Consider the following 17,488-nt stretch of genomic DNA (forward strand, 5'->3'; position numbering starts at 1 on the left):
GCTGCGCGCGGCGCTCGGCCGGCTGCTCACCGGCTACCCGGCGTACCGGCCGTACGCCCGGCCCGGCGAACCGCCTCCGCCGGCCTCCGAGGACCAGCTGCGGGCCGCCCTGGACGGCTCCGCCGACCCGACCGACCGGCTGGTCGCCGCGCTCGCGCTCGGCGGGCTGGGCCGGGGCGCGGACAAGGACGAGTTCTGCGTGCGCTTCGCCCAGACCGCCGCCGCGGTGGCCGCCAAGGGCGTCGAGGACACCGCCTTCTACCGCTGGAACGCGCTGCCCGGCCTCAACGAGGTCGGCGGCGAGCCCGCCAGGCCCGGGCTGCACCCGGCGGAGTTCCACGACTGGTGCCGCCGGCAGGAGCGCGCCTGGCCGCACGGCATGACGGTGCTCTCCACCCACGACACCAAGCGCAGCGCGGACGCCAGGGCCCGCCTCGCCGTGCTCGCCGAGCGGCCGGACGCCTGGGCCGCCGAGGCCGCCGCCTGGTCCACCGCGGCCGGGCCCGGTTTCGACCGGGACGCCGACTGGCTGCTCTGGCACACCCTGGTCGCCGCCTGGCCGGTCACGCCGGACCGGCTGGTCACCGCCTTGCTCAAGGCCGCCCGCGAGGCCAAGCTGCACACCTCCTGGACCACCCCCGACGCCCGCTACGAGCGGGCCCTGGAACAGCGGGCCCGCTCGGTCCACGGCCACCCCGGGCTGCTGCCCAGGATCGAGGGCGCCGTGCACGCCCTCGCCCCGTACGCCCGCGCCAACACCCTGGCCGCCGCGCTGCTGCACCTCACCGTGCCGGGCGTGCCCGACCTCTACCAGGGCAGCGAGGAGCCGCTGTACACCCTGGTCGACCCGGACAACCGGGGCGTGGTGGACTTCGGCGCGCTCGCCGTCCGGCTCACCGACGCGGCCACGCCGCGCCCCGGCGACCTCGCCCGGGAGAAGCTGCACCTCACCGCCACCGCGCTGCACCTGCGCCGCTCCCGCCCGCTCGGCCGCTACCGGCCGCTGGCCGCCGTCGGCCGCTCCGCCGACCACCTGCTGGCCTTCGCCCGGGGCGAGGACGTGATCACCGCCGTCACCCGGCTGCCGTACGGGCTGGAGCGGGCGGGCGGCTGGCGCGACACCGTGCTGGAGCTGCCCGCGGGCGGGCCGTGGACGGACGGGCTGACCGGGCGGAGCTTCCCGACGGGCGCGGTGCCGGTGGCCGAGCTGCTGGCGGCCCTGCCGGTGGCGCTGCTGCTGACGAGGAGGGGCTGATGCCGGTCTACGAGGTGTGGGCACCCAACGCCGCCTCCCGGGTACGGGTCGAAGTCGACGGCACGGCACACGAGTTGGCCCGAAGCACGGACCGGGTGGGCTGGTGGTCCGGCGAGGCCCCGGCGGGCGACTACGCCTTCCGGCTCGACGAAGGACCGCCGCTGCCCGACCCGCGCTCACCCCGGCAGCCGCACGGCCCGCACGGCCCCAGCCGCCCGGTGGACCACGCCGCGTTCCGCTGGTCGCACCCCGGCCGGCACGGCCGGGCGCTGCCCGGCGCGGTGCTGTACGAGCTGCACGTGGGCACCTTCACGGCCGCCGGCACCTTCGACGCCGCCGCCGGACGCCTGGACCACCTGGTCGAGCTGGGCGTGGACTTCGTCGAGCTGATGCCGGTCTGCCCGTTCCCCGGCAGGCACGGCTGGGGCTACGACGGGGTCTCGCTCTGGGCCGTCCACGAGCCCTACGGCGGGCCCGAGGGGCTCAAGCGCTTCGTGGACGCCGCCCACCGCAAGGGCCTCGGGGTGGTGCTGGACGTGGTGCACAACCACCTCGGCCCTTCGGGCAACTACCTTCCAGCGTACGGCCCGTACTTCACCGACCGGCACCACACCCCGTGGGGGTCCGCGGTCAACCTGGACGCGCCCGGCTCGGACGAGGTGCGCGCCTACCTGGTCGGCAGCGCGCTGGCCTGGCTGCGCGACTACCGGATCGACGGGCTGCGGCTGGACGCCGTGCACGCCCTCGCGGACGACCGGGCGGTCCACTTCCTGGAGGAACTCTCCAGCGAGGTCGCGAAGTTGGCGGTCGCCACCAACCGGCCGCTGTTCCTCGTCGCCGAGTCCGACCGCAACGACCCGGCCACCACCGCCCCCCGCGAGGCCGGCGGGCAGGGCCTCACCGCGCAGTGGAGCGACGACTTCCACCACGCCCTGCACTGCGCACTCACCGGCGAATCCCAGGGCTACTACCGGGACTTCACGCACGAGCCGCTCGCCGCCGTCGCCAAGGCGCTCACCCGGGGGTTCTTCCACGACGGCAGCCGGTCCTCCTTCCGCGGCCGCCGCCACGGACGCCCGTTCGCCCCGCTCGGCGAAGGGCACCGGCTGCTCGGCTACCTCCAGACCCACGACCAGGTCGGCAACCGGGCACTCGGGGACCGCCTCTCCGCCGGCCTCTCCCCCGGCCGGCTCGCCTGCGGCGCCGCGCTGGTGCTCACCTCGCCGTTCACCCCGATGCTGTTCATGGGCGAGGAGTGGGGCGCCGCGACCCCCTGGCAGTACTTCACCGACCACACGGAACCGGACCTCGCCGAGGCCGTCCGGCTGGGCCGGCGGCGGGAGTTCGCCGGGCACGGCTGGGCCGCCGAGGCCGTCCCCGACCCCCAGGAGCCGGCCACCCTGCTGCGCTCGGTCCTCGACTGGACCGAGCCGCGGCGCGGTCCGCACGCCGAACTGCTGCTCTGGTACCGGACGTTGATCAGGCTGCGGCGCGAACGGCCGGAGCTGTCCGACCCCGACCTCGGCGCGGTACGGGTGGCGTACGACGAGGCGGCGGGCTGGCTGGTGGTGCACCGGGGGCCGTACCGGGTCGCGGTCAACCTCGGGCCGGACGAGGCCGCGCTGCCACTGGGGATCGCCGGGCGCGAGGTGGTGGCGGCCTTCGGTGCGGCAGCACTGGAGGGGGCCACACTGGAGGGGGCGGCGCCGGACGGGGCGGCGGTGCGGCTGGCGGCGGACGCGGTGGCGATCGTCGCCGTGTAGCGACCCGAGGGGCTACCAGAGGAAGGTGCCGATCCGCTCCCGGAGCGACGGGGCGTCCAGGCCGTAGGCGGCCAGGTGCTCCTGGATCGAGCCGTAGTGCCGGTGCTCCTCACGCGGCACGCCCAGCGCCAGCACCCGGTGCGGGCGGTCGGCCAGCGCCGCGTGCGCCTCGTTGGCCGAGGTGCCCGCCAGGTACGGCTCGACCAGCACCACGTCCGCCCGGTCGCCGAGCGCCGCACGCAGTCCGGCGGCGTCGAAGGGGCGCACCGTCGCCGCGTACTGCACCGTGACGTCCAGGCCCTCGGTGGCCGCGAGCACCGCGTCCAGCATCGGCCCGACGGCGAGCACCGTGCCGCGCGAGCCCGTACGGACGGTGGCGAAACGGCCCGGCTCGACCGGCACCGGGGCCGTGTTCCGGTGCTCCGAGAGCCGGACGTACACGTTGCGGTCGCCGTCCGCGTAGGCGTGGCGCAGCAGTTGCTCGGCCTCGTCCGGGTGGCCGGGGACGTGGACCGTCCAGTCCGGCAGGGTGTCCAGCAGGGCGACGTCGCCCGGGGACATGTGGGTGCGGCCGCCGGCCGGCCAGTCGTACGAGCCCGCGGCGCTCACCAGGACGGCGCCGACGCCCTGGTGGACGAGGTCCAACTTGACCTGCTCGAAGGGCCGTTCGATCAGGAAGCTGGCGAAGGTGTGGGCGATCGGACGCATCCCGGTGAGCGCCAGGCCGCCGGCCGCGCCGATCAGCAGCTGCTCGCGGATGCCGACGTTGACCACCCGGTCGGGGTGGCGCTCCTGGGCCGGGGCGAAGGCGGCCGCGGTGATGTCGGCGAGCACCAGGGCCAGCCGGGGGTCCTCGTCCAGCAGTCGGCTGGTCACGTCCACGAAGCGGTCGCGCATGGTGTCCATCGGTGAAGTACCTTTCGTTGTCTGCGGATCGGCTGTGATCGAGCCGCTCAGAGGCCCTTGGGCTCGACCCGGGCGACCACCACGTGCGGGCGGCCCGGGTGCTCGGCGGTGAACGCCCGGTACAGCGCCTCGTGGTCGCGCCCGTCCACCGTCTCGGCGGACCAGCCCTCGGACGCGAACCGCCGGGCGATGCCGCCCTGCCAGCCGTGCGTGGCCGAGGAGTTGTCGATCACCACCACGTGCAGCCGGTCCAGCCCGTAGGCCCCGGCGAAGGCCACCGCCTCGGCGTTGGAGCCCTCGTCGAACTCCGCGTCGCCGACCAGCACCCATACCGCCGGGCCGGCCAGGCCCTGCGCCCGGAGCCCGAGCGCGGTGCCGACGGCCAGCGGCAGGCCGTGCCCGAGCGAACCGGAGGCGATCTCCACGCCGGGGAGCAGCGTGCGGTCCGGGTGGTGGCCGAGCGGCGAGTCGTAGCCGCCGAAGCTCGGCAGCACCCGCGGGTCGAGGAAGCCCTTGGCGGCCAGCACGGCGTAGTAGGCCATCGGGCCGTGGCCCTTGGAGAGCAGGAAGCGGTCGCGGTCCTGCGCGTCGGCGGTGTCCGGGGCCACCCGCAGCACCCGGTCGTACAGCACCCAGAGCGCGTCCAGGGTGGAGGTCGCGGCGGGGCCGTGCTTCTCGGCGCCGGTCATCAGGCCCATCAGCGCGGGCAGGTCCTCGAAGCGGGTGCCGGCCGCGGTCTTGGCGGTCGCGTTCGTCGTCATGACCACGATGGTGCAACTTAAAGCCAGCTTGAGGTCAAGCGGCTACAGTGGGCTCCCATGACCGCCCACCCCGACGGCCGCCGCACCGGCGGCCCGCACCACGGCGACCTCCTCACCATCGGCCAACTCGGCGACCGCAGCGGCCTCGCGGCCTCCGCGCTGCGCTACTACGAGAGCCTCGGGCTGATCCAGGCCACCCGCACCGCCGGCGGCCAGCGCCGCTACACCCGCGGCACGCTGCGCCGGATCGCCTTCATCCGCGCCGCCCAGCGGGTCGGCCTCTCCCTGGACGAGGCGAAGGTCGCCCTCGACCGCCTCCCCGAGCGCCCGGCCCCCAGCGGCAGCGAGTGGGACCGGGTCGCCGAGTCCTGGCAGAGCCGGATCGACGAGCAGATCACCGAACTCCGGCTGCTGAAGGCCAAGCTCACCGGCTGCATCGGCTGCGGCTGCCTCTCGCTCTCCCGCTGCGCCCTCTACAACGCCGCCGACCGCGCCGGCGAGGCCGGGCCCGGCGCCCGCTACCTGCTCACCCGCAACCCGGACGACGGCCCGGAACCGGCCTCCTCGGACACCGACGCCCGCGGGAGCCGCTGCCCGTCCTGACGCCGAACGACCCCTGAGGGCACGGGCGCCAGCCCGTGCCCTCCCCCCTGCACGCCCTCCCCCCTCCACACCCACGGCGCCCCGCCGCGGCGAAGCCGACGCGCCCTACTCGCCGTCGGCGGTCGTCCGCGCCCTGGCCCGGTAGGCGCGCTTCTTGACGAGAGCGCCGCAGGTCTTCATCGAGCACCAGCGCCGGGCGCCCGCCCGGGAGGTGTCCACGAACGGCGTGCCGCAGGCGGGGTTTCCGCAGATCCGGACGCGCGCGCGGTGTTCGGAGTCGCAGAGCGCGATCAGGTCCCGCGCGACCATGGAGAGCACCGCGCCGGCCCCGCCCCCGCGCCAGCGCACGGAGGCCGCGTCGGCCGAGAGCTCGGGCACCGAAGTGGGCTCGGCCGCAGCGCCGTTGACGAGCGCGATGTCCTCGACGGCGGGCGGCGCCGCGTCCGCCAGCGCCCGGCCCGTCCGCTGGATCGCCTCGCGCAGCGCCCTGGCGCGCTCCAGGTCGGCTTCGGTACAGACCGGCGCGGCCGTGGTGCAGCCGCTCTCCACGCACCAGCGGCTCAGGTCCTCCGGCAGGACCAGCCGTTCGACGTGCACGTCCGCGCCGCGGTCGGCCAGCGTGCCGGCGAAGGCGAAGCACAGCCGCGCGTCGTCGAACCGGAAGTCGGTCTTGGCGCGCTGGCGCCCTTCACGTCGGCCACCCTCGTCGTTCATGTCCACCACTTTATGCGGTTGACATGAAGCTCGGCAAGCGCATAGCTTCCAAGTCCACCGCTTGAACCGGTGGACATTGCGAGGGTCCGCCGCTCCGCAGCACCGACCGCGGACCGCTCGCCACGCACCGCTCACCACACACGAGGAGGTCGCGCCCATGCGCGCCGCAGTCATCGAGGAACTCCACCAGCCGCTCGTCATCCGCGAGGTGCCCGACCCGGTGTGCCCGCCGGACGGCGCCGTCCTGCGCGTCGGGGCGAACGGCATCTGCCGCACCGACTGGGCCCTGTGGGCCGGGGACTTCTGGACGGGAGGGCCTCGGGTCGAGGCCCCGTTCGTGCTCGGCCACGAGTTCGCCGGCACCGTCGTGGAGGTCGGCCGGGAGGTGCGGGGATGGAAGGAGGGCGACCGCGTCATCTTCCCGATGAACCCCGGCGAGGGGTCCTGCGAGATGTGCCGCAGCGGCAACCAGCACGTCTGCGACCACGTGGACTCGCTCGTGCCCGGGGTGTCCTACTGGGGCGCCTTCGCCGAGTACGTCATGGTCCGCTTCGCCGACGTCAACCTGGTCGAGATGCCGGAGTCCGTCGGCTTCGTCGACGTCGCCGCCCTGGCCTGCCGCTACATGACCGCCTTCCACGGCGTCGTCGACCAGGCCCGGGTCCGCGGCGGGGAATGGGTCGCGGTGTACGGAGCCGGCGGCGGCATGGGCCTGTCGACGGTGGAGATCGCCGCGGCGACCGGCGCCAACGTCATCGCGATCGACATCAACGAGGAGAAGCTGGCGGCCGCGCGCGCCCTGGGCGCCGTCCACACCGTCAACGCGGCCACGGACGATCCGACGGAGGCGGTGAAGACCCTCACCAGGGGTGGCGCCCACGTGTCCGTCGACGCCGTCGGGATCGCCGAGGCCTGCCGCAACTCCGTCCTGTCCCTGCGGACGCGCGGCCGCCACCTCCAGCTCGGGCACACCACCGGCGCCGAGAAGGGTGACGTCGCGCTGCCAGTCGACGTGATGATGGTCAAGGAGCTGGAGTTCCTGAGCGCGTTCGGCATGCAGGGCCAGCGCTTCGGCACGATGCTCAACATGATCGAGGCCGGCCGCCTCAACCCCGGCCGGATCGTGACCCGCACCGTCGGCCTGCACGAGGCGAGCGGGGTCCTGGAGTCCCTGGAGACCTACGGGCCGACCGGAGTGGTCGTCATCGACGAGTTCCGGGCCTGAATCCCCCGCTCACCCACCGACAACGGCGCCGGTCCGCGGCGCCCTCCCCATGGAAAGCAGGCCCACCCATGCCCGTCTCCCGTCTGCTGATGGACCGGGAACTCGGCCAGGCCCTCGACGGCGTCCCGATGACCCCCAACGGCGCCTTCGACCTGACCGACATCGCCGCGACCCGCGAGGCACTCCGCTCCTTCGCCGAGTCGGTCGCCGCCGGCACGCCCGACGACCCGTCCGTCGTCACGGAGGAATACCGGGTGAGCCGGGCGGACGGCCCGGACGTACCCGTCCGCCTGCTGCGGCCCACCGCCGCGCCGGGGCCGCTGCCGGTGATGCTCTGGTTCCACGGCGGCGGGCAGGTGCTCGGCTTCGCCGCCCAGGACGACCCGTGGCTCAAGCAGCTGTGCTCCCGGCTCGGGTGCGCCGTCGCCGCGGTCGACTACCGGCTGGCCCCGGAAACCCCCTCCCCCGGTGCCGCCGAGGACGGCTTCGTCGCCTACCAGTGGCTCGGCCGCGAAGCCGGCGCCCTGGGCCTGGACGGAGCCCGCATCGGCATCGCGGGCCAGAGCGGAGGCGGGGGCATCGCGGCGGCCACCGCACTGCTGGTCCGGGACCGCGGCGGCGCGGCACCGCTGTTCCAGTCGCTGACGTACCCCATGCTCGACGACCGCAACCTGACCGCGTCGAGCCACGAGATCACCGACATCGGCATCTGGGACCGCTCCACCAACATCCTCGCCTGGCAGACGATCCTGGGCGACCGCGCCGGAACCGACGAGGTCTCCCCGTACTCGGCGCCCTCCCGCGCGGACGATCTCGGCTCGCTGCCACCCACGTTCATCGCGGTCGGCGAACTCGACTGCTTCCGCGACGAGGACCTCGACTACGCGACCCGCCTGCGCGCCCACGGGGTCCCGGTCGAAATGCACCTGTACCCCGGCGCCTACCACGCCTTCGACCTGTTCGCCCCCGAGTCGCAGCTCGCGGCCACCTTCCAGCAGACTTGGTTCAGCTACCTCGCCCGGAAGTTCGGGGACGCGGCCCCGGACGGGCACCGCCCGGGGCGGGTCTAGGTCCGGAGCGGGTCTAGGGCCGGAGCGGGTCTAGGGCCGGGGGTCGGTGCGCAGCAGGCTGTAGCGGACGACGTCGCGCCACTCCCCGGCACGGAAGGTCACCGCGCGCTGGACGCCCTCCCGGGTGAAGCCGAGCTTCTCCAGGACGCGCTGCTCGGCCAGGTTGCCCGCCTCGGTGTCCGCCTCCAGCCGCATCACCGGCGTGTGCGCGAACAGGTAGTCCACCAGCAGCCGTTGGGCGCGCGTGCCGATCCCCCGGCCGCGCGCCTTCGGCAGCAGCTGCACGCCGAGGGTCCAGTACGGGGCGGCCGGCCGTACCCCGGCGCGGCCGGCGGCGACGAAGCCGGCGAACTCGCCCCCGGCGACGACCGCGAACACCCACTGCTCGTCCCCGAGCAGCCCGTTCTCCGCCCACCGGCGGCGGAACCGCTGCGGGTCCTGCCAGCCGTACCACTGGAACTCGCCCAGCGCCTCGGGCTCGTTCAGCAACGCGTCGATGGCGGACAGGTCGGCCTCGACGATGGGGCGCAGGGAAACGCCTTCCTCGGCTCTCTCATCACTCATGCAGGCGTCAACGCGCGTGGACGGGGTGACGGTTCCTCATGCCGCCGGGGAATGCGCGCGGATGCCCCGCGGGCCTGCGGTTCAGCGCGCCGCGGCCTCCCCCGCCGCGCCCGCGCTCCCTCCGGAGAGCGACCGCGCGAGCCGGAAGCCCACGTCGTCGATCCGCAGCGTCGGGTGGCTGCGGCGGCGGACGGAGGCGCGGCAGCTCCAGTGCTCGTCGAACCAGCCGCCGCCGCGCAGCACGCGGTAGTCCCCGTACACCGCGGGGTCGTAGCGGTCCCAGCACCACTCCCAGACGTTGCCGAGCAGGTCGTGCAGCCCGTGGGCGTTCGGGCGCAGCCCGCCGACCTCGTGCGGGCGCTCGTCCGAGTTGCCGCGGTACCAGGCGATCTCGTCCAGCGGGCCGTAGCGCGGTCCTTCGGTGCCGGCGCGGCAGGCGTGCTCCCACTCCGCCTCGGTGGGCAGCCGGTAGCCGTCGGCGGTGCGGTCCCAGGAGACGTCCTCGCCGTCCGCCGCGTAGGCGGGAGTGCGGCCCTCGCGCCGGGAGAGCTCGTTGCAGTAGTGGACGGCGTCGAGCCAGGAGACGCTGTGCGCCGGGCGGCGGTCACCGGTCGTGCCTTCGTACTGCTCGCGGGTCACCGGACAGGCCGCCAGCTCGTACGAGGCGACGTCGACGGCCCAACTCTGCTGGGTACGACGGTCGGAGAGCGTGACGCGGCCGGGCGGAACGGTGATCATCCGGCGATCCTAGGGGCCCGTCCTCACGCTCGCGCCCGCGGGGCGCCCAACGGCCGGGCCCTAGCTGCTGTGCGAGGCGAAGGGCCGTTCCCAGGTCAGCGCCCGGACGGCGAGGTACGTCCAGCCGATCACCGTGACCGCCGTGAACACCCAGGCGACCACGGCCGCGCGGCGGCCGCACTCGCCGCCCCTGGCCCGCTGGAACCCGGCGATCAGGCCGGCGATCGCGGTGGCTGGGAGGGCCAGGAGGGCGAGGAGGGTGAGGTAGGACAGCCAGCCGCCGACGAACAGCGCGGCCATGACGCCGAAGAGTCCCGTCGGCAGCGACACCGCCGCCACCGTCATCCCGGCGGCCGCGCAGGCGACCCGGAAGTGGTCCCGCCGCCGGAAGAACGGCGGAACGGCACACGGCATGACGCCCAGCAGGACGCACAGCAGCCCGAACGCGGACACCACACCCTGCCCGGAGCCCGCCACCACGGAGACCAGGGGCAGCAGGAACGCCCCGACCCCCAGCCCGGACATCCACCGGGCACTCACCGGCACCGCCACCATGCTCTCCCCCTGCACACCGGCCATCTGAACGCGCTCAAAACCTAGCATCCGGGGGGCCGGGGTGCACCGGATCGCCGAGCGGGCGTGACGGCGATGGCGATGGCGATGGCGACGGTGGTCAACCGCTCCCTCGGCTCGGAGGAGGGCCTACCCGCCCGCCGACCGCACGGTGACCGTGCACAGCCGCTTGGTGGCGCGGGTGAGGGCGACGTACAGGTCCCGCTCACCGGCCGGGCGGGCGGCGACGATCCCGTCCGGGTCGACCACGACGGCCTCGTCGAACTCCAGGCCGCGCGCCTGCGACGCCGGCACCAGCCGGGCGTACCGCTCGACCCCCGCGGCGGCCAGCTCCGCCACCTTGTCATCCGCGCACACCACCCCGAGCAGCTCGCCCGGGTGCGCGGCGCTCTGCGCCCGCAGCTCCCGGAGGAGATCCCCCGCCAGCCGCCGCGGTTCCACCGCGACCGTACGGGGTTCCTCCCCGTGCCGGATCGACCGCACGGGCGGCTGCCCCGGGGCGATCCGGGCGAGCAACTCCCCCGTGGTGGCCAGGATCTCCTCCGTGGTCCGGTAGCTGACGGTCAGCGTCCGCAGGTCGAAGCGCCGGCCGACGTGCGGGTCGAGCGCCTCGTTCCAGTCCCGCGCGGCCGTCGCAGGACCCGCCTGCGCGAAGTCGCCGACCAGCGTCATCGACCTGCCGGGGCAGCGGCGCACGATCATCCGCCACTGCATGGCGGTCAGCTCCTGCGCCTCGTCGACGACGACGTGCCCGAAGGTCCGCCCGGGCGGGCCGTCGACCAGGCTCGCCGCCTCGTCGAGGAGCGGCAGGTCGGCGTCGGTCCACGGTGCTCCGGGTGAACGCAGCAGCAACGCCCGCTCCTCGTCCGTGAGTTGCGGCAGGTGCTCGGCCAACTTGTCGGTGTCGGCCAGCAGGGCGCCGACCAGGTCGCCGGGCACCAGCCGCGGCCAGAGCCCGTCGACGGCCCGGTCGAGGTGCGGGTCGTCCAGGAGTGCGGCGCGGACGGCGTCGGCGTCGAACTCGTCGGCCCCCGTGGCGGGCGGGTCGTCGATGCCGAGGTTGCGCAGGTCCCGGGCCGCCATCCGGTCGAGGTCGACCCCGGTGAGCTGCATGACCTCGGCGTCGAGCCGCTCCAGCGTCGCGGCCGTGTCCCGGGCCAGCGCGCCGGTCAGCGCGTCGACCAGCAGCTCCAGGAACACCCGGCGCGCCCGGTTGTGCGCGAGACCGCTCGCCTGGGCCGCCTGCCGCACCCCGGCGACCTCCCCTTCCTCCAGCCGGACCCACTCCTGCCCGACCCTGACCGTGAAGTCCCCGTCCGGGGCCTGCCGCGAACGGACCAGCCCGGCCAGAGCGTCGGCCAGTACGGCACCGCCCTTGAGCCGCGCCGCCGCGAACCCCTCCACGGCGCCCGGTACGACGCCCGCCAGTTCCTCGCACGTCGCCAGGACGACGTCGTTCTCCCCGAGCGAGGGCAGCACCTGGGAGATGTAGTCCAGGAACCGCGCGTTCGGGCCCAGCACCAGCACCCCGTGCTCGGCCGCCTTCGGGAACGCGTACAGCACGTACGCGGCACGGTGCAGCGCCACCACCGTCTTTCCGGTGCCGGGGCCGCCCTGCACCACCGTCACCCCCCGGTGCGAGGACCGGACGATCGCGTCCTGCTCCGCCTGGAGCGTCGCGACCGCCGTCCCCATCCGCCCCGTACGCCGCGCCTGGAGCGCCGCCGCCAACGGGCCGTCGCCGACGACGTCCCCGGCGGTCGGCTCCGAGCCGTCCAGCAGTTCGTCGCTGAGCCCGACCACCGTACGGCCCGTCAGGCTCAGATGACGGCGGCGCCGCAGCCCCATCGGATGGACCGGCGTCGCCTCGTAGAAGGAGCGGGCCGCCTCCGCCCGCCAGTCCACCAGGAGCGGCAGCTCGTCCTCGTCGCGTTGCAGGCCCAGCCGCCCGATCCGCAGCACCATCCCGTCCGCCAGGTCGATCCGGCCGAACACCAGCCCGCCCTCGGCCCCCTCCAACCGCCGCACCTCACCGGCCAGCCGCCCGGCCGCCACCTCCCGCTCGTACACCTCGCCCGCACCGTCCGCCACCGAGGCCAGCACCTGCCCCAGCGATGCCCGCGCCCCGGCGAGCCGCTCGTCGAACAGCGCGCCGATGGCGGACACCCGCGCCCGCTCCAACTCCACCTGGCGTTCGGCGTTCTCATTGATCTGCGACAAGGAAGGCCCCTCTCGGTTCGACCCGTCACTATGCAGAGGGATTCCGGAAATGTAAATGTTGACTTACCCGGACCGAATGTGTCCCTCCATTCCCCGTATTCCATTTCCCGGACGGAATTCCACCGGCGATCGCCGGATACCGAGCACCGCCGGAGGTTTGGCCGAAGCGTTACGCCGGCCGCCGTTCCGGCCCGTCTCCCCGCCCCTCGGAAAGGGCCCTTCCCGGCTCTGGAGAAGGGCACCGCCGAGCGCCGCTCCGGCCCCGAAAGGCCCGGCTCCGGTCTGCCGCGGAAAGCCCCGGTCACCCACCGCAGAGGGGATTTCGCGCCCCGCGCGACCACCCGCCGAACCGCCTACGCTCGGCGGCATGAACCGTACGATCCGCACCACCGAGGACGTCCTCACTCTGCTCGACGGCCTCTTTCCGCCGGCCGCGCCGTTCTGGGACCGGTTCTACGCGGACCGGTCCGCCGGGCGCCCGTTCTTCGCGCCCGAGCCGGACGAAAACCTGGCCTCCTACCTGGACCGCGGCCTGCTCTCCCCCGGCCGGGTCCTCGATCTCGGCTGCGGCGCCGGCCGCAACGCGATCCACCTCGCCTCGCTCGGCTTCGAGGTGGACGCCGTCGACCTCTCCGCCACCGCCATCGCCTGGGCCGAGGAGCGCGCCCGCGAGGCCGGCCCCGGCACCGGCCTCCGGTTCCACCGGGCCGACGTCTTCGACGCCGAACTCCCCGACGCCCACTACGACCTGGTCTACGACTCCGGCTGCCTGCACCACCTCGCGCCGCACCGGCGGGTCAGCTACCTCGCCCTCCTCGACCGGGTCCTGGCGCCGGGCGGGCACTTCGGCGTCACCGCGTTCGCGGCCGGCGCGATGGGCTCCGAGCGGTCCGACGAGGAGCTCTACCGGCTGGGCACCCTGGAGGGCGGCCTCGCCTACTCGCCGGACGAACTCCGCTCGCTCTTCCGTGAGTTCACCCCGCTGGAGATCCGCCCGATGGCCGCCCAGGCCGCGGGCTCCGGGCTGTTCGGCGTCCCCTTCCTGCTCGCCGCGCTCTTCCGGCGGACCACCCACGGCTAGCACGCACGGCCGGCACCCGCGGCCGGCCCGCGCGTCAGCCCCGCTCCCGCCCCACCGCCGCCTCGTACGCCAGCAGCGTGTCGACCACCAGGCGCCGCTGCGCCGGGCCGAGCGGTCCGAGGGCCGTACGCCAGGCGGCGGCGCCCGGGGCGAGCCAGGCCTCGATCGCGGGCAGCTGCCCGGGGGTGACGGCGACGATGCGGCGCCGGCGGTCGGCCTCGTCCTCGCGCCGTTCGAGGATGCCCTGCCGGCTGAGGTCGCCGACCATCAGGCTGGCCGTGGTGGGGGCGACCTCCAGCCGGGCGGCGAGGTCGTTGACGCCCATCGGCCCGTCCAGCAGCAGACAGGCGAGCAGCGACAGGTGACGGGGCGCCAGCGCGAAGCCGCGCAGCGGTTCGGGGACGGGGATCCGCTTGGCCCGCCCGACCAGCCGGGGCATCAGCAGCAGCATCGACCGCACGGCGTCGTCGAGCCCCTCCCCGCCGGCCGGCTGCCCGTCGCGCGGTTCTCCCCCGGGCGTTGACATCGCACACCCCTCCCCAGTTATCTTTGATAGCAAAGCTGTTTTATGTGCAAAGCGAGTCTGTCCGTCCATCGTACGAACCGAGCCGAACGGAGCTCCACCATGCCGCACCTGAGCCTGCACATCCGCGAGGAGTCGCTCGACGCCGACGTCGAGCCGAAGCTCATCGCCGCCCTCACCGGGGCCGTCGCCGTGGTCTTCGGCGAGCGGTTCCGCCCCCTGGTCGCGGTCGAGCTGATCGGGGTCCCGCAGCGCCGCCGGGGCATCGGCGGGGTGCCGACCGAGGAGGCCGCACCGGTGGTCACGCTGAGCATGCGGGAGGCGGCCTACCACCTGCCGCAGGTGCCGGACGCGCCCGCCCGTCTGGTCGCGGCGGCCACCGGGGCGATCACCGACGTGCTCGGCGAGGCCGTCGGGAAGCAGACCGTGGTCACCCTCGACGGCGTGCCGGCGGGCCGCTCCGGTGTCGGCGGCCGGGTCGGCTGACCGCGACCGTCCACCGGCCGCCGGCGCTCCCGTACGGCCCGGCACACCCGCCCCCACCAGCACGGATGCGCCGCCCGGCCCCGCGCCAGGATGCGATCGCACGCCCCTGGCGCACCCCGCACCCCACCCGGCGGTACCCCGCGCCCGCTCACGGCCGGCCCACCGGCCTCGTCGGCGCCGATCGGGAATCCGTCCCTCCGGCCGGAACCCGGCTTTGCTCCCGGCGGTCCGGTGGCATAGGTTTTCGACGCCGTCGACGCGCCACCGCTGCTGACCGCCCCTCAGTCCCCGGGCGGACGAGGGCGCGAGGAGCCCGGCGGCCGTACGCACGGGGGAGGAGCCGCCATGCCGCAGGCCCGCGACCACCGGTCGACCGGGTGGCGAGGACCGACGGACCGCACCGCCCACCGGCGGCCCGCGGCCGGCCCGCGACCGACCCCGATCCACGCCACCGGACACCCGAGGAACCGTCAGTTGCGCACCGTCAGACTCGTCACCGCCACCGCCGCAGTCCTCGTCTGCCTGGGTGCCCTGAGCGCCTGCGGCCCGGAGGACTCCGGCGAGGACGCCGGAAAGACCGCCGCCCCGGCGGCCGGCGGCACGCCCACCACCAACCCCACCAAGCCGACCGGGTCCGAGAAGGGCATACCGGACAAGGCCTGGATGGACACCAAGAGCATCCCGATGGACGAGAGCTACCACTACACGCCGCTGGCGGCCAACGCCAAGCAGCTCTCCGGCCCGGTCCAGTTCAAGGGCATGGAGCTGTGCCGCGAGGCGCTCGCCAAGGACGACGAGCCGCTGTTCACCGGCACCGCCACCGCGAAGGCCTCGGTCGGCTTCGGCGGGGACCGCTGGACCGCCCAGCAGACCCTGCTGTTCCACGGCGACCCGACCCGCAGCAGCGCCGTCAAGCAGTCCACCAAGCTGGCCGAGGGCCGCCTGACGGAGGCGCTCAAGTCCTGCGCCAAGACCGCGCCCGGCGCCACCGTGAAGGTCGACAGTGCCCAGGACGCGCCCTACTTCGCCGCCGTCCTGACCGTCCCGCAGGCCGACGGCGGCACCGTCACCCTGCACGAGTACGTGGTCAGCGACGGCGGGGTGGTCAGCGAGCTGGCCGTCTGGGCCACCGCCAAGGCCGGCGCCCAGCCCAAGGACCCCTGGAAGGCCCCCGAGGACAAGTACGTCGGCACCGGCATGACGGCGCCGATGTGCGAGGCCCTGCCGGGCTGCGACGGGCACTGACACCCGGCGGCCGTGCGGGCGGGCGCCCGCCCGCACGGCCGGGCTCCTGGCGGTTCCTTCAGGCCGGCTCCCGGGGAGCCGGCCTCACAGCCCCAGGACGCCGAGCGCGGTGGTCCAGTCGTTCGCGATCGCGCCGCGGGCCGCGTCGAGACCGACCCGGCCGCCGCACACCGCGTTCTTGAGCTTGGTCTCGACGGAGTCCTTGCTCTGCGCCGGCTGGCTGCCGTAACGCGGCTCGGGCCACAGGTTGGCCGGGTCGCGCGGGGCACCGCCGAGTTCCAGCGGGACGAAGTGGTCCTCCTCGTAGTCCGCCGTGCTGGTGTCCGCGTAGCCGTAGGCCGCGATCTGCTGCACCTTCAGCGCGTTGGTGTAGCTGGTCGGCGGGCGGACGGTGGCGGTCCAGCCGGAGACGCAGATGGTCTGCCCGATGGTCGCCTGGGTGACGTCCGGGTTGTACGCACCCGGGGTGCAGTTCGGGTCGGGCAGCGGCAGGTACGCCTGCGAACAACCCGTCGTGAGCGGGGCCTGCCCGGCGACGGGTCCGGCGGCCCGCGCGGTGCCGGTGGCGAGCCCGGCGGCCGCGAGGGCGGCCGCCGAGGCGATGACGGTGAGACGGTGACGGAGCATCATGGGGGAAGCACTCCTCGGCCGGCCCGGCCCCTCGCCGGGCGACTGCGTTCATGACAGCACCGTCCGGCCGGCCACCGTCAGACCCGGGGGCGTGAACGCCTGGTGCCCGCGCCTCCACAACCGTCGCGGGGCCCGCGCGCCGGGCCCCGAGCCCACCCCCCGTCGGCCGGTCAGCCCCGCGGGACCGCCAGTTCGGTCTCCCGGCGGGTCCGGTCGCCGGGCACCGGCAGTGCCACGCCGGTGCGCTCGAAGCCGGCCTTCAGGTACATCGCCTCGGCCCTGGCGTTGTCCTCGTGGACGAACAGCCGCACCCGCTCGATCCGGGGCTCGGTGAGCGACCACGCCCACTCCTGGACGGTCCTGATCAGCTCGCCCGCCAGCCCGGTGCCCCGCGCCCGCGGCCGGACGTAGACCCCGACCACGTGCACCTGGTCGACCTCGACGACATCGCCCTCCAGGGCCCCGTTCCCGCCGGCCCGTTCGACCACCCCGGTCATCGAGCCGAGCCAGCTCCCGTCCTCGGCCTGCGCGATGAACTGCGCCACGTGCGGGTCCGTCGCGGCCCGGGTGGTGCGCTCCTGCCAGAACTCGTCCGGTCTGGCCGCGGCCTGCTCGTGCCTCTCCAGGAAGGCCACGGACGCGACCGGGTCCAGCAGCGCTTCCAGGCGGAGGTCCCTGGCCTGCGGCCAGTCCTCGATCCGTACCCGTCTGATGATGATTCCGGTGCTCATCGCGTGATCATGTCACCGGCACCGGCGGCCCACGCAACCCGGTTTTCGGCGCCGCCGGCCGGCCCTCAGGCCCTGGACCGCTCCAGCAGCAGCGCCAGCAGCGCCGCCGGCCCCTCCGGCAGGCTGCCGTGGACGAGTTCGGTGCGGTGCACCAGCCTGGGCACGGCGATCGGCGCGTACCCGACTCCGAGCGCCGCTCCGAGCGCCCCCGCGAGCACCGGCTCGGGCAGCAGGGTGAGCCCGTGCCCGGCCGCCACCAGCGCGAGCAGCCCGTGCAGGTCGGTGCCCTGGTAGCGGGTGGCGGGCCGGAACCCGTCCACGCCGGTGGCCGCGCGCAGCCGGGCCGCGGTGGGGGTGAGGTCGGGGGCGTCCAGCCAGCGGGCGGCGGAGAGGTCGGCGA

The 17,488-nt window shown here is 74.8% G+C and carries 18 protein-coding genes and 1 pseudogene; 8 read left to right on the forward strand and 11 right to left on the reverse strand.

The window, feature by feature from the left end:
* Window positions 1-1,255, forward strand: a pseudogene (locus tag BU198_RS15730) (malto-oligosyltrehalose synthase); the annotation flags it as partial.
* Window positions 1,255-3,018 carry a malto-oligosyltrehalose trehalohydrolase gene (gene treZ, locus BU198_RS15735; RefSeq protein WP_188297480.1) on the forward strand — a complete coding sequence of 588 codons (1,764 nt, stop codon included), beginning with the start codon at window positions 1,255-1,257 and terminating at the stop codon, window positions 3,016-3,018. The pseudogene BU198_RS15730 and the gene treZ, both read left to right, overlap by 1 nt.
* Before the next feature lie 12 nt (window positions 3,019-3,030).
* On the opposite strand, the gene BU198_RS15740 is transcribed toward treZ, so the two are convergent.
* Entirely contained in the window at window positions 3,031-3,924 is an 894-nt protein-coding gene (locus BU198_RS15740; RefSeq protein ID WP_188297481.1) for a transketolase family protein, read from the reverse strand.
* 47 nt (window positions 3,925-3,971) lie between these two features.
* Complete coding sequence (locus tag BU198_RS15745; RefSeq protein WP_188297482.1) at window positions 3,972-4,685, reverse strand: thiamine pyrophosphate-dependent enzyme; 714 nt, start codon at window positions 4,683-4,685, stop codon at window positions 3,972-3,974.
* 57 nt (window positions 4,686-4,742) lie between these two features.
* Between BU198_RS15745 and soxR the strand changes: the two genes are divergently transcribed.
* Entirely contained in the window at window positions 4,743-5,288 is a 546-nt protein-coding gene (soxR, locus tag BU198_RS15750; protein ID WP_188297483.1) for a redox-sensitive transcriptional activator SoxR, read from the forward strand.
* Between the two features lie 105 nt (window positions 5,289-5,393).
* Here soxR and BU198_RS15755 read toward each other — a convergent pair whose 3' ends face one another.
* Window positions 5,394-6,002: a CGNR zinc finger domain-containing protein gene (locus BU198_RS15755; RefSeq protein WP_188297484.1), complete on the reverse strand. Its 609-nt coding sequence runs from the start codon at window positions 6,000-6,002 to the stop codon at window positions 5,394-5,396.
* 157 nt (window positions 6,003-6,159) lie between these two features.
* Between BU198_RS15755 and BU198_RS15760 the strand changes: the two genes are divergently transcribed.
* Window positions 6,160-7,227, forward strand: a complete 1,068-nt coding sequence (locus tag BU198_RS15760) for an alcohol dehydrogenase catalytic domain-containing protein (RefSeq protein ID WP_188297485.1) — start codon at window positions 6,160-6,162, stop codon at window positions 7,225-7,227.
* Between the two features lie 68 nt (window positions 7,228-7,295).
* Complete coding sequence (locus BU198_RS15765) at window positions 7,296-8,297, forward strand: alpha/beta hydrolase (protein ID WP_188297486.1); 1,002 nt, start codon at window positions 7,296-7,298, stop codon at window positions 8,295-8,297.
* Window positions 8,298-8,327: 30 nt separating this feature from the next.
* Here BU198_RS15765 and BU198_RS15770 read toward each other — a convergent pair whose 3' ends face one another.
* From BU198_RS15770 to BU198_RS15785, 4 genes are all read right to left on the reverse strand, one after another.
* Window positions 8,328-8,861, reverse strand: coding sequence for a GNAT family N-acetyltransferase (locus BU198_RS15770; protein ID WP_188297487.1), 534 nt, complete (start codon window positions 8,859-8,861; stop codon window positions 8,328-8,330).
* Window positions 8,862-8,942: 81 nt separating this feature from the next.
* The gene (locus BU198_RS15775) at window positions 8,943-9,599 is read right to left on the reverse strand and encodes a formylglycine-generating enzyme family protein (RefSeq protein WP_188297488.1); all 657 of its coding nucleotides are present in this window, start codon (window positions 9,597-9,599) and stop codon (window positions 8,943-8,945) included.
* A 60-nt stretch (window positions 9,600-9,659) separates the two neighbouring features.
* Entirely contained in the window at window positions 9,660-10,178 is a 519-nt protein-coding gene (locus BU198_RS15780) for a hypothetical protein (RefSeq protein WP_188297489.1), read from the reverse strand.
* A 123-nt stretch (window positions 10,179-10,301) separates the two neighbouring features.
* Window positions 10,302-12,392, reverse strand: a complete 2,091-nt coding sequence (locus BU198_RS15785; RefSeq protein WP_188297490.1) for a HelD family protein — start codon at window positions 12,390-12,392, stop codon at window positions 10,302-10,304.
* Between the two features lie 367 nt (window positions 12,393-12,759).
* Between BU198_RS15785 and BU198_RS15790 the strand changes: the two genes are divergently transcribed.
* On the forward strand, window positions 12,760-13,473 hold the full coding sequence (locus BU198_RS15790; RefSeq protein WP_188297491.1) for a class I SAM-dependent methyltransferase: 714 nt from the start codon (window positions 12,760-12,762) through the stop codon (window positions 13,471-13,473).
* A gap of 34 nt (window positions 13,474-13,507) precedes the next feature.
* Here BU198_RS15790 and BU198_RS15795 read toward each other — a convergent pair whose 3' ends face one another.
* On the reverse strand, window positions 13,508-13,999 hold the full coding sequence (locus tag BU198_RS15795; protein ID WP_188297492.1) for a MarR family transcriptional regulator: 492 nt from the start codon (window positions 13,997-13,999) through the stop codon (window positions 13,508-13,510).
* A 99-nt stretch (window positions 14,000-14,098) separates the two neighbouring features.
* Between BU198_RS15795 and BU198_RS15800 the strand changes: the two genes are divergently transcribed.
* Complete coding sequence (locus BU198_RS15800) at window positions 14,099-14,482, forward strand: hypothetical protein (protein WP_188297493.1); 384 nt, start codon at window positions 14,099-14,101, stop codon at window positions 14,480-14,482.
* Between the two features lie 474 nt (window positions 14,483-14,956).
* On the forward strand, window positions 14,957-15,727 hold the full coding sequence (locus tag BU198_RS15805) for a hypothetical protein (RefSeq protein WP_188296725.1): 771 nt from the start codon (window positions 14,957-14,959) through the stop codon (window positions 15,725-15,727).
* Between the two features lie 84 nt (window positions 15,728-15,811).
* On the opposite strand, the gene BU198_RS15810 is transcribed toward BU198_RS15805, so the two are convergent.
* The 3 genes from BU198_RS15810 to BU198_RS15820 form a co-directional block, all read right to left on the reverse strand.
* Window positions 15,812-16,357, reverse strand: coding sequence for a hypothetical protein (locus BU198_RS15810; RefSeq protein WP_223244250.1), 546 nt, complete (start codon window positions 16,355-16,357; stop codon window positions 15,812-15,814).
* A 170-nt stretch (window positions 16,358-16,527) separates the two neighbouring features.
* Entirely contained in the window at window positions 16,528-17,088 is a 561-nt protein-coding gene (locus BU198_RS15815; RefSeq protein ID WP_188296726.1) for a GNAT family N-acetyltransferase, read from the reverse strand.
* 65 nt (window positions 17,089-17,153) lie between these two features.
* A partial coding sequence (locus BU198_RS15820) for a LysR substrate-binding domain-containing protein (RefSeq protein ID WP_223244441.1) occupies window positions 17,154-17,488 on the reverse strand: 335 nt, incomplete at its 5' end.

The sequence above is a fragment of the Streptomyces sp. CBMA156 genome, from assembly GCF_014596515.1.
Lineage (GTDB): Bacteria > Actinomycetota > Actinomycetes > Streptomycetales > Streptomycetaceae > Kitasatospora.

Coding starts and splice junctions, on each gene's coding strand:
- BU198_RS15780 (WP_188297489.1), bottom strand. CDS start 10,178: ATGGCCGGTGTGCAGGGGGAGAGCATGGTGGCGGTGCCGGTGAGTGCC.
- BU198_RS15755 (WP_188297484.1), bottom strand. CDS start 6,002: ATGAACGACGAGGGTGGCCGACGTGAAGGGCGCCAGCGCGCCAAGACC.
- BU198_RS15800 (WP_188297493.1), top strand. CDS start 14,099: ATGCCGCACCTGAGCCTGCACATCCGCGAGGAGTCGCTCGACGCCGAC.
- BU198_RS15770 (WP_188297487.1), bottom strand. CDS start 8,861: ATGAGTGATGAGAGAGCCGAGGAAGGCGTTTCCCTGCGCCCCATCGTC.
- BU198_RS15775 (WP_188297488.1), bottom strand. CDS start 9,599: ATGATCACCGTTCCGCCCGGCCGCGTCACGCTCTCCGACCGTCGTACC.
- treZ (WP_188297480.1), top strand. CDS start 1,255: ATGCCGGTCTACGAGGTGTGGGCACCCAACGCCGCCTCCCGGGTACGG.
- BU198_RS15815 (WP_188296726.1), bottom strand. CDS start 17,088: ATGAGCACCGGAATCATCATCAGACGGGTACGGATCGAGGACTGGCCG.
- BU198_RS15745 (WP_188297482.1), bottom strand. CDS start 4,685: ATGACGACGAACGCGACCGCCAAGACCGCGGCCGGCACCCGCTTCGAG.
- BU198_RS15760 (WP_188297485.1), top strand. CDS start 6,160: ATGCGCGCCGCAGTCATCGAGGAACTCCACCAGCCGCTCGTCATCCGC.
- BU198_RS15810 (WP_223244250.1), bottom strand. CDS start 16,357: ATGATGCTCCGTCACCGTCTCACCGTCATCGCCTCGGCGGCCGCCCTC.
- BU198_RS15795 (WP_188297492.1), bottom strand. CDS start 13,999: ATGTCAACGCCCGGGGGAGAACCGCGCGACGGGCAGCCGGCCGGCGGG.
- BU198_RS15740 (WP_188297481.1), bottom strand. CDS start 3,924: ATGGACACCATGCGCGACCGCTTCGTGGACGTGACCAGCCGACTGCTG.
- BU198_RS15765 (WP_188297486.1), top strand. CDS start 7,296: ATGCCCGTCTCCCGTCTGCTGATGGACCGGGAACTCGGCCAGGCCCTC.
- soxR (WP_188297483.1), top strand. CDS start 4,743: ATGACCGCCCACCCCGACGGCCGCCGCACCGGCGGCCCGCACCACGGC.
- BU198_RS15790 (WP_188297491.1), top strand. CDS start 12,760: ATGAACCGTACGATCCGCACCACCGAGGACGTCCTCACTCTGCTCGAC.